The organism is Pseudomonas sp. NBRC 111139 (assembly GCF_001753955.1).
Taxonomy (GTDB): domain Bacteria; phylum Pseudomonadota; class Gammaproteobacteria; order Pseudomonadales; family Pseudomonadaceae; genus Aquipseudomonas; species Aquipseudomonas alloputida.
Window position 1 is genome coordinate 49,977 of the sequence record NZ_BCBP01000035.1, and the last position, 13,923, is coordinate 63,899.

Here is a 13,923-nt window from a genome sequence, read left to right on the forward strand (position 1 = left end):
GTGACCGCGATGCGCCTGGCTTTATTCGACCTGGACAATACCCTCCTCGGTGGCGACAGCGACCATGCCTGGGGTGACTATCTTTGCGAGCGCGGCATTCTCGACCCGGTCGCCTACAAGCAACGCAACGACAGCTTCTACCAGGATTACCTCAATGGCACCCTGGACCTGCAGGCCTACCTGGCCTTTTCAATGGAAATCCTGGCGGCAACACCCATGCCCCGGCTCGACGAATGGCACCGCGACTTCATGCGCGACTGCATCGAGCCCATCGTCCTGCCCAAGGCCCTGGCCTTGCTGCAGCAGCACCGCGAGGCGGGTGACCAGCTGGTGATCATCACCGCTACCAACCGCTTCGTCACCGCACCGATCGCCCGGCGCCTGGGGGTGCGGGTGTTGCTGGCAACCGAATGCGAGGTGCGCGACGGCCGCTACACCGGGCGTAGTACCGATATACCGTGTTTCCGTGAAGGCAAAGTGACGCGGCTGGAACGCTGGATGCTGGAGAACGGCTTTGATCTTGAGGACAGCTACTTCTATAGCGACTCGATGAATGACCTGCCGTTGTTGCAGCGGGTGACGCATGCAGTGGCAGTGGACCCGGCCCCGGACCTGCGGGCCGAGGCGGATAAGCGTGGGTGGCCGGTGATCTCGCTGCGGGATTGAGGTTTTCCGTGCCGGTCTTTTCGCGGGCACGCCCGCTCCCACAGGAATCACCACAGGCCTTGAGGGCTGCGCTGTACCTGTAGGAGCGGGTTCACCCGCGAATAGGCCGGCACAATCAGCACAAGGCTGTCAGACCGGCTTGGCCCCCATCAGCCCGGCAATGGACAGGAAGCAAACCCCACTGAATACCGCCAGCGCCAGGGTAAACCGCAACCCTACCACCTCGGCCTTGCGCAGCCGGTTCAGCCGCACCAGCAGCCACCACACGGCAAACGCGCCAAATGTATAGATGACACTGGATGCCAACACCCAGGTCTGCCCCAGTGGCCAGCCCACCAGGTGTACCAGCCACCAGCCGGTGAACGGCATGCTCACCAGGCTCAGGCCCATCACCAACCAGACGAACACCAATGGCCGGCGCAGCAGCTTGGCGTAGGCTTCGGCATCGCCCTGGCGGCGGGCACGCCAGGTCCAGATCGCCAGGCCCAGGGCGCCCAGAAGCAGCAGCGCGGTGGCGATGATGTGCAGGGTCTTGAGCGTGGTCAGGTGTTCCATGTCTCGGTCGTCCTTAAACGGGCATTTTGCGGTCGCTTCTTCGCGGGCCATCAGCCCTAGCTTAGCCGCTCAGCCCAGGAACAGTTTGTAGGCCGGGTTTTCGGTCTCGTCCCAGTACGGGTAACCGATCTTGGCCAGCGCTGCCGGCACCAGGTGACGTTCGTCCTCCGGCACCTGCAGCCCCGCCACCACGCGCCCGTCAGCCGCGCCATGGTTGCGGTAGTGGAACATCGAGATGTTCCAGCGCCCGCCCAGCTTGTTGAGGAAGTTGAACAGCGCCCCCGGCCGCTCGGGGAATTCGAAGCGCAGCACCATTTCGTCGCTGGCACCGGCCGAGTGGCCGCCGACCATATGACGAATATGCAGCTTGGCCAGTTCATTGTCGGTCAGATCGGTAACCGGGAAGCCCTGCTCGGTCAGTTGCTGCACCAGCGCTGCGCGGGGGTCGTTTTCCGGGTGGGTCTGCACCCCAACGAAGATATGCGCTTCGTCAGAGGTGTGCTTGCGGTAGTTGAACTCGGTGATCTGACGCTTGCCGATAGCCTCGCAGAAGGCCTTGAAGCTACCCGGGCGCTCAGGGATGGTCACGGCGATGATCGCCTCGCGCTTTTCACCCAGCTCGGCACGTTCGGCCACATGGCGCAGGCGATCGAAATTGACGTTGGCACCGGAGTCGATGGCCACCAGGGTCTGGCCGCTGACGCCGTATAGCTCGACGTACTTCTTGATGCCCGCCACACCCAGCGCGCCAGCAGGCTCGGTGATCGAGCGGGTATCGTCGTAGATATCCTTGATTGCTGCACAGATCTCATCGGTACTGACAGTGACGACTTCATCCACATGGTGGCGGCAGATATCGAACGTGTGCTGGCCAATCTGCGCCACCGCCACGCCATCGGCGAACAGCCCGACCTGCGGCAGCACCACGCGCTCACCGGCAGCCATGGCCGCCTGCAGGCAATTGGAATCGTCCGGCTCGACACCGATTACCTTGATTTCCGGGCGCAGGTACTTCACGTAGGCAGCAATGCCAGCGATCAGGCCGCCACCGCCCACCGGCACGAAGATCGCATCCAGCTGGCCAGGGTGTTGGCGCAGGATTTCCATGGCGACGGTGCCCTGCCCGGCGATGGTGTGCGGATCGTCGTAAGGGTGAACGTAGACGAAGCCCTTTTCATCGACCAGTTTCAACGAATAGGCCAGCGCTTCAGGGAACGAATCGCCATGCAGCACCACCTTGCCACCGCGCGAGCGCACGCCTTCAACCTTGATCTCCGGAGTAGTCTTGGGCATCACGATGGTGGCCTTGATGCCCATTTCGCGCGCGGCCAGGGCCAGGCCTTGGGCGTGGTTGCCGGCCGAGGCGGTGACCACGCCACGGGCCAGTTCTTCCGGGCTCAGCTGGGCCAGCTTGTTATACGCGCCGCGGATCTTGAACGAGAACACTGGCTGCAGGTCTTCGCGCTTGAGCAAAATCTGGTTGCCCAGGCGCTTGCTCAGCTGCCCGGCGCTCTGCAACGGGGTTTCGACGGCAACGTCATAGACGCGCGAGGTGAGGATCTTCTTGACGTACTGTTCGAGCATCGGGAAAGCATCACTGGGCCGCGGGACGAGGGCTGGGAGTCTACCCTAGCGCTACGTCGGGCGACCACAGCAAAGCCGTGCGAGCCGTTATACTAGGTGACTTTGAAACCGCCCTGCCCCTTCCGGAGCCCGCATGACCCAGGACCAACTCAAACAGGCCGTCGCCCAGGCCGCTGTCGACTTCATTCTGCCCAAGCTGGATGAAAAGAGCGTCGTAGGCGTCGGTACCGGTTCGACCGCCAACTTCTTCATCGATGCCCTGGCTCAGCACAAGACCGCGTTCGACGGCGCAGTCGCCAGCTCCGAAGCCACTGCCCAGCGCCTGAAGGGCCATGGCATCCCGGTCTACGAACTGAACAGCGTCAGCGAGCTTGAGTTTTACGTGGACGGTGCTGACGAGAGCGACGCACACCTGCACCTGATCAAGGGCGGCGGCGCAGCCCTGACCCGCGAAAAGATCGTCGCGGCCGTGGCCAAGACCTTCATCTGCATCGCCGACGGCAGCAAGCTGGTGCCGGTACTGGGGGCCTTCCCGCTGCCGGTCGAAGTGATCCCCATGGCCCGCAGCCACGTGGCACGTCAGCTGGTGAAGCTGGGTGGCGATCCGGTGTACCGTGAAGGCGTGGTCACCGACAACGGCAACGTGATCCTGGATGTGTACAACCTGCAGATCACCAACCCGGTGGAACTGGAAGCGCAGATCAACGCCATCGTCGGCGTGGTGACCAACGGCCTGTTCGCGGCGCGGCCGGCGGATCTACTGTTATTGGGCACTGCTGAGGGCGTTAAGAGCCTCAAAGCCGAGTAACAATCTTCGCGGGTAAACCCGCTCCTACAAGGTACCCCACCGGCCTGGAACCGTGGCGATCCCTGTAGGAGCGGGTTTACCCGCGAACAGGCCCTGACAGGCGATCAGTCAGTCGGCTGCTTGAACACATAGAACAGGTTCGGCTCACTGACCAGGTAAATGGTCCCCGCTTCATCCATCGCAATGCCCTCCGCCTGCGGCACCGTCGCCTGCAACCCCTGGAAGCCCTTGCGCAACGACAAGGTACTCAGCGGCTGGCCCTGTACATCCAGCTCCAGCACCAACCGCGACTCGTCCGACAATGCCAGCAAATGCCCGCTGCGTTCATCGAACTGCAAACTCGACAAATCCCGCACAAACAACCGTGAATCGCGCTTGCGGTCCTGCACCACATGCACGGCATAGGGCTTTTCCGGATTGTCATGCGGGAAGCCATGCACCTCATAGATCAGCATCGGGTCACGCTCTTTCGCCACGAACAGGCGCTTACCCGCCGAATCGTAGGCCAGGCCCTCGAAGCCTTTGTTGCCATTGAGGCCAATACCCAATGTCAGCTGTTCGGCATCACCGGCATCGAGAAACATCGTGTCGTCTTCCAACCGTACGCGAATCAGCCGTTGCTGACGCTCGTCGGTGATCACATAGCTGTTAGGCCCAACGTACTCCACAGCCTCCGGGTCGCCGAAGCCAGTCAGCGGCACACGCCGCAGGATACGGCCATCCAGCGACAGCTCGATCAGCTCCGAACGGGCATTGGTGACCGTGAAGAGGGTTTTGCGATCGGGGTCGTAGGTCAGCGCCGAAATGTCATCATCCAGCCCTTCGATCGGCTGCGCCTCCAGCACCACCCGGTAGCGATCCAGACCAATGCTGCGCTCCACAGGCTGCCACCAGGTCTTCAGATTGAACCAGCCACGCTCGAACAGGCGAAACTCCTGCCCTGCCCAGCCAAGCAGGAGCAGACCAAGGGCAGCCAGAACAAGAAACAGGCGAACAAAACGACGCATAGGGACAGACTCGACACAGGGGTGGCGAATCTAATCATGAATGGCTGAAGCAAAGCTTAATGCAAGCGTCAGGCAATTCTGATGATGTTGTCAGTTCTTTTTGAATCGATAGAAAAGCGCCGGCTCGCTGACCATGTACAAGGTGCCCTTGTCGTCCATGGCCACCCCTTCAGCCCGCGGAATGGTGCCTTCAAGCCCGTTGAAGCCGCCCAGCAGCGTCATGAAGCTGACTTGCTGGCCCTGCTCGTCCAGCTCCAGCAGCATGTTGGAGTCGGCCGAAAGCACCAGCAGGTGGCCAGTACGCGGGTCGACACCCAGCGCAGACAGGTTGCGCAAGTCGAGCTCATCGCTAGGCAACGGCTGCTTCTCACCCTTGAGCGGGCTGCGGCCATCGGTGTTCCAGGTGTACAGCTTGGGCGGGCGCTCCTCACCAATGATCAGGCGCTGGCGCAGCGGGTCCCAGGCGATGGCCTCGAAACCCTTGTTGCTCTTGGCCGAAGGGCCCAGGTCATGGCTCGGGAAGTCATCGTGGTTCAGCGCGGTGGTCTGCGCGTTCACCTTGACCACGGTCAGGTCATGCAGGCGCTCGTCGGTGATGGCCAGGTTGCCGTCTTCCAGCACCGCGATGCCTTCGGGGTTGTTCCAGCCGTTGAGCGGGATCTTGCGCAGTACATCGCCCTCCAGGCTCAGTTCGACCAGGATCGGGTTCTTGCCCATGACCGCGAACAGGGTACGGGTTTGCGGGTTGAAGGCAACGTCCGAGGCTTCGTCATCCTCCATGCCTGGCAACGGCTTGGCGTCGATGTCCACCTGGTAATCCGGCAGCCACACGCTTTCGCTGCGCTCGGCGGTGCTTTCGAAGCTTTCTTTTACCCACAGTGCACCGCGGTCATCCCAGTGCATGGCCACGGCCACGCCATAGCCGATCACCGCCGCCACGGCCAGGCCGAAGGGCCAGCGCAGGTAGAAACGACGCTTGGGGGTTACCGGGGCGCTGGAGGAAGACGGCATGCGGTGATCCTGGGGAAATGGGCGTAGGTACGCGCATTATCCGGATTGGGTGTGAAAAATCGGTAAACAGTGCCCGCCCATTCGCGGGCATGCCCGCTCCCAAGGTGCTGCAATCCCTGTAGGAGCGGGTTTACCCGCGAAGAAGGCGACGCGTTCCCTGTAGGAGCGGGTTTACCCGCGAAGAAGGCGACGCGGTTTCGAGTTAAAGCACCCGGCTTTCGAAGCGGCTCACACCCGGCAGTTCCAGCACCAGCTCGTCACCGACATTGAACGGCCCAACACCCGCCGGGGTACCGGTGAGGATTACATCCCCCGCTTGTAGCGAGAAATGCGCTGCCATGTACTGGATCATCGGCACGATCGGGTTCAGCATCATCGCGCTGTTACCCTCCTGGCGCACTTCGCCGTTCACGGTCAGGCGCACCGGGATGTCTGTCACGTCCTCAAAGCTGGCGGCCGAGACGAACGGTGGCAGCACGCAAGCGCCGTCAAAGCACTTGGCCAGCTCCCAAGGCAGGCCCTTTTCCTTCAGTTTGGCCTGCACGTCGCGCAGGGTCAGGTCCAGTGCCGGTGCGTAACCGGAAATGGCGTCCAGCACCTCTTCCTCGCTCGGGTGGGTCGACAGCGGCTTGCCCAGCAGCACGGCAATTTCAACTTCATAGTGCACCGACCCACGCTCGGCCGGGATCTTGAAGCCACCTTCGGCCGGCACCACGCAGCTGCCTGGCTTGATGAACAGCAGCGGCTCGGTGGGGATCGGGTTGTCCAGTTCCTTGGCGTGCTCGGCATAGTTACGGCCGATGCACACCACCTTGCCCAGCGGGAAGTGAATGCGCGTGCCGTCTACGTACTGGTGCTGGTAACTCATGGCCGACTCCTTCTGGATACTGCTTTTTATTCAGGTGCGAAGATCTTACCCGGATTCATGATGCCGTTAGGGTCGAACACGGCCTTTATTGCCTTCATGCAGGCGATTTCTTCGGGGGAGCGGCTGTAGCCCAGGTAGTCACGCTTGGTCATGCCCACGCCATGCTCGGCAGAAATCGACCCGTTGTAACGCTCGACGATCTCGAACACCCACTTGTTGACCTTGGCACACGAAGCGAAGAAGTCGTCCTTGCTCATATGCTCAGGCTTGAGGATGTTCAGGTGCAGGTTGCCATCACCAATATGGCCGTACCACACCACTTCATAGTCCGGGTAATGCGCTGAGACGATGGCGTCGATATCGCGCAGGAACGCAGGCACTTTCGAGACGGTAACGGAAATGTCGTTCTTGTACGGTGTCCAGTGCGAGATGGTTTCCGACAGGTACTCGCGCAGCTTCCACAGGTTTCTCAGCTGGCTTTCGCTCTGGCTCATCACCCCATCCAGCACCCAACCCTGCTCGACGCAGTGCTCGAAGGTAGCCAATGCTTCATTGGCAACCTCTTCAGTGCTGGCCTCGAACTCCAGCAGCGCATAGAACGGGCAATCCGTCGCGAATGGCGCAGGCACATCGCCGCGGGCGAGGATCTTGGCCAACCCCTTGTCGGAGAAGAACTCGAAAGCGGTCAAGTCCAGCTTGCCCTGGAAGGCGTGCAGCACCGGCATGATAGCGTCGAAGTCCGGTGTGCCCAGCACCATGGCGGTGAGGTTGCGCGGTGCGCGGTCCAGGCGCATGGTGGCCTCGACCACGAAGCCCAGCGTACCCTCGGCACCAATGAACAGCTGGCGCAGGTCGTAGCCGGTGGCGTTCTTGATCAGGTCTTTGTTCAGCTCCAGCAACTCGCCCTTGCCGGTGACCACTTTCAGCCCGGCCACCCAGTTGCGGGTCATACCGTAACGAATCACCTTGATCCCGCCGGCATTGGTGCCGATATTGCCGCCAATCTGGCTGGAACCGCTGGAAGCGAAGTCCACCGGGTAATAGAGACCTTGCTCTTCGGCGTAGGTTTGCAACTGGCGGGTGACGACCCCTGGCTGGCAAACCACAGTACGGTCGAAAGCATTGAAGCCAAGGATCTGGTTCATGTAGTCGAAGGCGACGACAACCTCGCCATTGGCCGCCACGGCGCCGGCAGAAAGCCCGGTGCGCCCGCCAGAGGGCACCAGCGCCACCTTGTGCGCATTGGCCCAGTGCACAATGGCTTGCACCTGTTCTATCGTTTTGGGAAAGACGATGGCGCTGGGCGCTGGCGGGTAATGCTTGGTCCAGTCCTTGCCATACGCTTCGAGGGAAACCGGGTCAGTCAGGACCTTGCCAGGGTCGACAAGGGTCATCAGTTCTTCAATAACAGCGGGGTGGGTCATCGCTGGAACTCTCGACTTATTCATGGTCACCCTGAGCACTCTTCACCTGTCGGGATAAGCTCAGATTGTGTCGCGTATGCTAGCATAGCCCTCCCGCTGTTCATGCTAAGGCTGCCCTCGCGCCTGGCATCACCCCTCGCCAATTTATCTCCGGGATACAGGTTTACGCAGATGAGCAAGACTTCTCTCGACAAGAGCAAGATCCGGTTCCTTCTTCTTGAAGGTGTGCACCAGAACGCGGTCGATACTCTCAAGGCCGCCGGCTACACCAACATCGAATACCTCACTGGTTCGTTGCCGGAAGCCGAGCTGAAGGAAAAGATCGCTGATGCCCACTTCATCGGCATCCGTTCGCGTACCCAGCTCACTGAAGAGATCTTCGACTGCGCCAAGAAACTGGTCGCTGTTGGCTGCTTCTGCATCGGTACCAACCAGGTTGACCTGGAAGCTGCCCGCGCGCGCGGTATCGCCGTGTTCAACGCACCGTACTCCAACACCCGTTCGGTGGCCGAGCTGGTGCTGGCCGAAGCCATCCTGCTGCTGCGCGGCATCCCTGAGAAGAACGCCTCCTGCCACCGTGGTGGCTGGATCAAGAGCGCGGCCAACTCGTTCGAAATCCGCGGCAAGAAACTGGGCATCGTCGGCTACGGCTCGATTGGTACCCAGCTTTCGGTACTGGCTGAGAACATGGGCATGCAGGTGTACTTCTTCGACCCGCTGACCAAGCTGCCACTGGGCAACGCCGTGCAGGTCACCAGCCTGAACGAGCTGCTGGGCCTGGCTGACATCGTCTCGCTGCACGTGCCTGAGCTGCCCTCCACCCAGTGGATGATCGGCGAGAAGGAAATCCGCTCGATGAAGAAGGGCGCGATCCTGATCAACGCCGCCCGTGGCACCGTGGTCGAGCTGGACCACCTGGCCGCTGCCATCAAGGACAAGCACCTGATCGGCGCCGCCATCGACGTGTTCCCGGTCGAGCCACGCTCCAACGACGAAGAGTTCGAGAGCCCGCTGCGCGGCCTCGACAACGTGATCCTGACCCCGCACATCGGTGGTTCCACCGCCGAAGCCCAGGCCAACATCGGCCTGGAAGTGGCCGAGAAACTGGTCAAGTACAGCGACAACGGTACTTCGGTGTCCTCGGTCAACTTCCCAGAAGTGGCCCTGCCGGCTCACCCAGGCAAGCACCGTCTGCTGCACATCCACGAAAACATCCCGGGCGTGCTCAGCGAGATCAACAAGGTCTTCGCCGAGAACGGTATCAACATCTCCGGTCAGTTCCTGCAGACCAACGAGAAAGTCGGTTACGTGGTAATCGACGTTGACGCCGAGTACTCGGACCTTGCGCAAGAGAAACTGCAACAGGTCAAGGGCACCATCCGTTCCCGCGTCCTGTTCTAAATCTCGGTGCAGTATGAAAAAGGGAGGCCCTGAAGGCCTCCCTTTTTTTTATTTCACTTCAACCGTGATCTTCGTCGACTCGACGCTAGGCTTGAATGGCACATGATACTGGTCACCCAGAATCAGTTGCAGGGTGTGCTTGCCCGGGGTCAGGGTAATGCTGGTTTCGGTCTGTGCCTTGCCGAAGTGCAGCACTTGCGGCCCCTTCGGCAGTGCGACGCCGGCCTCTGGCATCAGGCTGGTTGGCAGCGGCATGTCAGCCACCGGCTCTTTGTCGACATCCACCAGCAGATGGTGGTGCCCGGTGTGCGGGGTTTGGTCACCCGCAGGCTTGAGGCCCATACCCTCGATACCGAACTTGACGGTGAAGGTCTTGTCGACCGTTGCACCATCGGCGGGGGAAACGATGAAGACCTTCGCCTCCTTGGGCGGCTCCTGGCTCTTCAGGGCGTCAGTGGCACTGGCGAACACCGACGCTCCCATCAGCAGACCGGCAACGGCAGCACGCGAAAATAGGCTGTTCATTCACTTCTCCTGTGATTCACTTATTGACCGCAGCCTGTAATCCAAAGGCGGCGGTAGTTCACCTTAGTTGAAATATCCGCCAAGGTGTTCACATTGCCTGGCAGAAATATTTCAGTCAGGGTTAAACAATGCCGAGGCTTGAAGGTCATAGGCTGCGCTCGATCACGGCGAGGAAGAAAGCCGTGACGATCGATTTCAAACTGCTAAATGAAAAGGGGCATACATGCGTTCGACCATAGGGGTACTGCTGGCAGTACTGATCAGTCCATTGGCTCAGGCAGAGCTGATCGACGAAATCGCCGACCGGGGCGAACTGCGCATTGCCGTACAGGCCGAGAACTCGCCATACGCCTTCAAACAAGACGACCACCTGACAGGTTTCGACATCGAATTTGGCCAGGCCCTGGCCAAGGAACTGGACTTGCGCGCCGAGTTCGTCGAAGCCCCGTCTGCCGAAGTGCTGGCGGGTGTCGAGAGTGGTAAGTACGACATCGCATTCGCCCCGTCGAGTGAATCGCTCACAGACGACGGCCCGCTCGATGTGAGCCTGCCGATTGGTGAGAAGAAGCTGGTGATCCCGTTCCAGAAGGACAACCCGGCGTTTGAAAGTGCCGTAAACAATGCGTTGCAGCGTTTGAAAGAGAGCGGCCGGACTGCCGAGCTTGAGCAGAAGTGGTTCAAGGGTGTGCAGGAGACTGCAGCCGGGCAGTGAGGTCTTCTTTGCAACCTGTAGCCGCGAATACGTTCGCGGCGGCAATGGTGAACGGCGGGTGGAGATTGGCCAGCAGGGCCGGCCTCTTCGCGGGTGAACCCGCTCCTACACGACGGCCTGTGTCCAACCCCCGATGGGTGTCCACCACCGTGGTAGGACCGGGTTCACCCGCGAAAGGGCCGGCACAGGTTCAAGCAGATCTATCAGCCAAAGCCCGCTGCGCCTGGTCCAGCTCCAGCTCGCTGAACACCTGCACGCCCGCCCGCCGCAGCAGCGCCGTGGTTACCCCTTCCCCCGCCACTTTCACACCCCTGAAGGTGCCATCATAGGTCAACCGGTTGCCACACGAAGGGCTGCCAGACTTCAGCACCGCTACGCGAATGCCATGCCGCCGTACCAGCTCCAGCGCCAACTGCGCACCCGCCAGAAACGCGGCACTGACATCTTCACCCGTCACCGTCAGCACCTGCGTGTCGCCATCGAGCACTGCGCTGCCCTGCCCTCCCGGGATCTCTGCTGGCGGCCGCGGTGTCGGCAAGCCACCGGCTACCTCCGGGCACAAAGGCACCACGCGCCCTTCGGCCTGCCACTGCTGCAACAAATCGGGATGACCGCTTGCCCGGCCGTCATAGCGTACTGGCTGCCCCAACAGGCAGGCGCTCACCAGCACCTTGGGCCTCTCAGAACGGGTCATTGCCACGCCGCCTGAACCAGCCGGTCAACGACAACCGCTCACGCCCGGCCGGCAGGACTTCGTGAGGCACTTCGCCCGACAGGAATACCACCAGGCAACCGGCCACTGGCTCGACATCGTGCTCGACACCGTCGGCCAGGAACATACGCAACTGGCCACCGTCATGCGATTGCCAGCCTTCATTGAGGTAAAGCACCGCTGAGACCATGCGACGGTCATCGTCGCGGAAGCGGTCCAGGTGCCGGCGATAGAACGCCCCCGGTGGGTACAGGGCAAAGTGGCACTCAAAGTCTTCCAGGCCCAGGAAAAGGCCTTGGTTGATTGCCAGGCGCAGCTGATCCATCGCCGCCAGGTACTGGTCGCAGGCCTCGGCCTGCCCCGGGTCGATCCACTGGATCTGGTCACCGCGAATGGCTTCGCGCACCTCCTGGGTAGCACCCCGCCCAACCCCTGCGGGGTTCAGTTCGCCTTCGGCATCACGGCGCCGGCACTCGGCTGCCAGCGCGCGCACCAGGTCGGCAGGCAGAAAGTGCGCCTGCTGGGACCAGCCATGGGTGGCCAGATCGTCGACGACGGCCGCAAGCATCGGGTGTTCAGGGGATATGTGCATGGCGCGCATCATATCCATTCGCCCTGTCGCCGCACAGCGCCACTTGGCCGAGAAACACGCGGGTATCTCGACAAACCGGCGCCGGGCCAAGGACAATAGCCACCTGCCGACAGGAGTCCTGAATGCGCCGTCTGTTTTCCCTGATTCTGCTGATGATCTGCACCATGCCTGTCTGGGCAGACAACCTGGATCAACTGTACAAGGCCGCCGGCTGGCCCGACCAGCGCGCCCACTTCAACGATGCCCTGACCGCTGCCCAGGAGCGCTACCGCAACAGTTTGCCACCCGCCGTCTACCAGGCGCTGGTCAACAACAGCAACCAGCGCTTCCAGGCCCAGGCGGTGGACCGTCGCGCCCAGGCAAAGCTGCGCGCCACCCTGGCCAACCCGGCACCGGCCCTGGCCTTCTTCCAGTCACCGCTAGGGCGCAAAGTGGTGGCGGCCGAGCTCAAGGCCACCCGCAAGGACGAACTGGCCAAGAACGCCAAAGGCCTGCCCAAGATCCAGGCCAGCGACGATCGCCTGCTGGTCATCGGCCACCTGGCCCAAGCCCTGCCTGCGCGTGAAGCCGGCGCCGAAGTGAGCCTTGCCATCGCCGGTGTAGCCGCCGACAGCCTCAGCTCGATGATCCCCGGCCTGTTCGGCGGCGGCCAGGCCCAGAGCCTGCTGGATGGCCAGCGCCAGCGGTTGATGGGGCAGATTGGCGAAGACCTGAACAACACCCTGCTGTACGTCTACCGCGACCTGTCCGATGCCGAGCTGGAAGCGTTCGCCACCTTTGCCGAGTCGCCCGAGGGCAAGGCTTACTACCAGGCGGCCCTGGCCGCTGTACGCGCCGGCCTGGCGGTTGGCCAAAGCACCAACGACCTGAAGTGATCAGCCCAGGCGCTGGTCGATGAAGTCGAAGTAGCGCTGGCGGATACCCGGCAACTCGTTGGCCAGGTGGTGACGGGCCTCGGGCAGCATCAGGATCTGCGGCTCGGCAAACTTGGCCTTGAGCACTTCGAGGTTGTAGGGCCAGTCCACCGTGCCATCCGCCTCCCCCTGCACGATCAATGGCCGACGCGCACTGCGCGGCGCGGCCTCGATGCGTTTGACCCAGGCGATCAGTGCGCCCACCCAAGCCGTTGGCAGGCGACGCGGTTGCAGCGGGTCGGCCTCCAGGAACGGCAGGAAGGCCGGGTCGTTGGTGTTCTCACTGAAGCGCCGTTCGATGCCATTGACGAAGTGGCGCAGCACGCAATAACTGAACTTCGACCAGCGCCAGGAACTTGGCCGCACCAGCGGGGCCAGCAGGATGACCTGGCCATCGACGGGGCTGCGTGCGCCCTGGTGCAGCAGATGGTCCACGGCAATCGCCCCCCCCGTGCTCTGCCCACAAAGGTGCCACGGGTGCGGCAGTTGCAGCGTGTGCGCCTGTTCGAACAAGGCCTCCAGCACCTGCTGGTACACCGCAAAATCATTGATGCTGGCCCGCTCACCGCTGGACAGGCCGTGGCCGGGCAGGTCACAGCTGATCACGGCGAAACCCTGCTTGAGTGCCCACTCGATCACATGTCGGTAGAGGCCCATGTGGTCGTAATAGCCGTGCAGCAGGAACAGCGTCGCGCTTGGCTGCTCGGGCAGCCATGCCTGCCCGACCAGGTCGAACCCCGCTGCCTGAAAGCTGCCCAGCCAGCTGTGTGCCGGCAGGTTCAGGCCATAGAAGCGCTGGTAGTCCTGCGCTTGTGCCGACAGTGGCTGGCGAGTGGTGAACGGCGCCAGGCTGGTGCGCAGGCGGTCGGGGTGAAAGGCAGGGGGCATCGGGTACATCCACATTGATGCAAGTATTGATCTGGAATCTTCAGCTCTGGCCGGCGCCATGGCAAGCTTGCTCACCTCGAACAACCAGCACCGAACTAATTGTGGGAGCGGCCTTGTGTCGCGAGCGGGCCGCAAAGCGGCCCCAGCGATCTATGCATGATGCCGAGATCCTGGGGCCGCTGCGCGGCCCTTTCGCGACGCAAGGCCGCTCCCACAGGGATCGCGCCAGCTTTTAGAAATTGAGCAAGACAGTTGC

General features: G+C 61.9%; 15 protein-coding genes. 5 read left to right on the forward strand and 10 right to left on the reverse strand.

Annotation, left to right across the window (positions count from 1 at the left end; genetic code table 11):
• Positions 1 to 9: 9 nt before the first annotated feature.
• Entirely contained in the window at positions 10 to 666 is a 657-nt protein-coding gene (locus BJQ17_RS14225; RefSeq protein ID WP_003249010.1) for an HAD family phosphatase, read from the forward strand.
• Positions 667 to 795: 129 nt separating this feature from the next.
• On the opposite strand, the gene BJQ17_RS14230 is transcribed toward BJQ17_RS14225, so the two are convergent.
• Both BJQ17_RS14230 and ilvA read right to left on the reverse strand, forming a co-directional pair.
• Positions 796 to 1,221, reverse strand: coding sequence for a DUF2269 domain-containing protein (locus BJQ17_RS14230; protein ID WP_003249008.1), 426 nt, complete (start codon positions 1,219 to 1,221; stop codon positions 796 to 798).
• Positions 1,222 to 1,290: 69 nt separating this feature from the next.
• Positions 1,291 to 2,805: a threonine ammonia-lyase, biosynthetic gene (gene ilvA / locus BJQ17_RS14235; RefSeq protein WP_003249006.1), complete on the reverse strand. Its 1,515-nt coding sequence runs from the start codon at positions 2,803 to 2,805 to the stop codon at positions 1,291 to 1,293.
• Between the two features lie 133 nt (positions 2,806 to 2,938).
• Between ilvA and rpiA the strand changes: the two genes are divergently transcribed.
• Complete coding sequence (gene rpiA / locus BJQ17_RS14240) at positions 2,939 to 3,613, forward strand: ribose-5-phosphate isomerase RpiA (RefSeq protein ID WP_003249004.1); 675 nt, start codon at positions 2,939 to 2,941, stop codon at positions 3,611 to 3,613.
• 104 nt (positions 3,614 to 3,717) lie between these two features.
• Here rpiA and BJQ17_RS14245 read toward each other — a convergent pair whose 3' ends face one another.
• The 4 genes from BJQ17_RS14245 to BJQ17_RS14260 form a co-directional block, all read right to left on the reverse strand.
• Entirely contained in the window at positions 3,718 to 4,620 is a 903-nt protein-coding gene (locus BJQ17_RS14245) for an SdiA-regulated domain-containing protein (RefSeq protein ID WP_014754759.1), read from the reverse strand.
• Between the two features lie 90 nt (positions 4,621 to 4,710).
• Positions 4,711 to 5,631 carry an SdiA-regulated domain-containing protein gene (locus BJQ17_RS14250; RefSeq protein ID WP_004575852.1) on the reverse strand — a complete coding sequence of 307 codons (921 nt, stop codon included), beginning with the start codon at positions 5,629 to 5,631 and terminating at the stop codon, positions 4,711 to 4,713.
• A 202-nt stretch (positions 5,632 to 5,833) separates the two neighbouring features.
• Positions 5,834 to 6,499, reverse strand: coding sequence for a fumarylacetoacetate hydrolase family protein (locus tag BJQ17_RS14255; RefSeq protein ID WP_012054022.1), 666 nt, complete (start codon positions 6,497 to 6,499; stop codon positions 5,834 to 5,836).
• 26 nt (positions 6,500 to 6,525) lie between these two features.
• Positions 6,526 to 7,923 carry an FAD-binding oxidoreductase gene (locus tag BJQ17_RS14260; RefSeq protein ID WP_003248997.1) on the reverse strand — a complete coding sequence of 466 codons (1,398 nt, stop codon included), beginning with the start codon at positions 7,921 to 7,923 and terminating at the stop codon, positions 6,526 to 6,528.
• A 171-nt stretch (positions 7,924 to 8,094) separates the two neighbouring features.
• Here BJQ17_RS14260 and serA point away from each other — a divergent pair, with 171 nt between their 5' ends.
• Entirely contained in the window at positions 8,095 to 9,324 is a 1,230-nt protein-coding gene (gene serA / locus BJQ17_RS14265; protein ID WP_003248995.1) for a phosphoglycerate dehydrogenase, read from the forward strand.
• Positions 9,325 to 9,372: 48 nt separating this feature from the next.
• Here serA and BJQ17_RS14270 read toward each other — a convergent pair whose 3' ends face one another.
• A complete protein-coding gene (locus tag BJQ17_RS14270) occupies positions 9,373 to 9,849 on the reverse strand; it encodes a DUF4399 domain-containing protein (RefSeq protein ID WP_004575850.1) in 477 nt (158 codons plus the stop codon).
• Between the two features lie 223 nt (positions 9,850 to 10,072).
• On the opposite strand from BJQ17_RS14270, the gene BJQ17_RS14275 reads away from it, so the two are divergent.
• Positions 10,073 to 10,561 (forward strand): ABC transporter substrate-binding protein, encoded by a 489-nt coding sequence (locus tag BJQ17_RS14275; protein ID WP_003248991.1) that lies wholly within the window; start codon positions 10,073 to 10,075, stop codon positions 10,559 to 10,561.
• A gap of 190 nt (positions 10,562 to 10,751) precedes the next feature.
• Here the strand turns inward: BJQ17_RS14275 and BJQ17_RS14280 are convergent, their stop codons facing one another.
• Both BJQ17_RS14280 and BJQ17_RS14285 read right to left on the reverse strand, forming a co-directional pair.
• Positions 10,752 to 11,255, reverse strand: a complete 504-nt coding sequence (locus tag BJQ17_RS14280) for a DUF523 domain-containing protein (protein WP_012054026.1) — start codon at positions 11,253 to 11,255, stop codon at positions 10,752 to 10,754.
• A complete protein-coding gene (locus BJQ17_RS14285) occupies positions 11,242 to 11,874 on the reverse strand; it encodes a 2OG-Fe(II) oxygenase (protein ID WP_014861370.1) in 633 nt (210 codons plus the stop codon). Before BJQ17_RS14285 ends, BJQ17_RS14280 begins: the two co-directional genes overlap by 14 nt.
• A gap of 113 nt (positions 11,875 to 11,987) precedes the next feature.
• Here BJQ17_RS14285 and BJQ17_RS14290 point away from each other — a divergent pair, with 113 nt between their 5' ends.
• Positions 11,988 to 12,740: a DUF2059 domain-containing protein gene (locus BJQ17_RS14290; protein ID WP_047603666.1), complete on the forward strand. Its 753-nt coding sequence runs from the start codon at positions 11,988 to 11,990 to the stop codon at positions 12,738 to 12,740.
• Here the strand turns inward: BJQ17_RS14290 and BJQ17_RS14295 are convergent, their stop codons facing one another.
• Entirely contained in the window at positions 12,741 to 13,667 is a 927-nt protein-coding gene (locus BJQ17_RS14295; protein ID WP_047603667.1) for an alpha/beta hydrolase, read from the reverse strand.
• Positions 13,668 to 13,923: the final 256 nt, after the last annotated feature.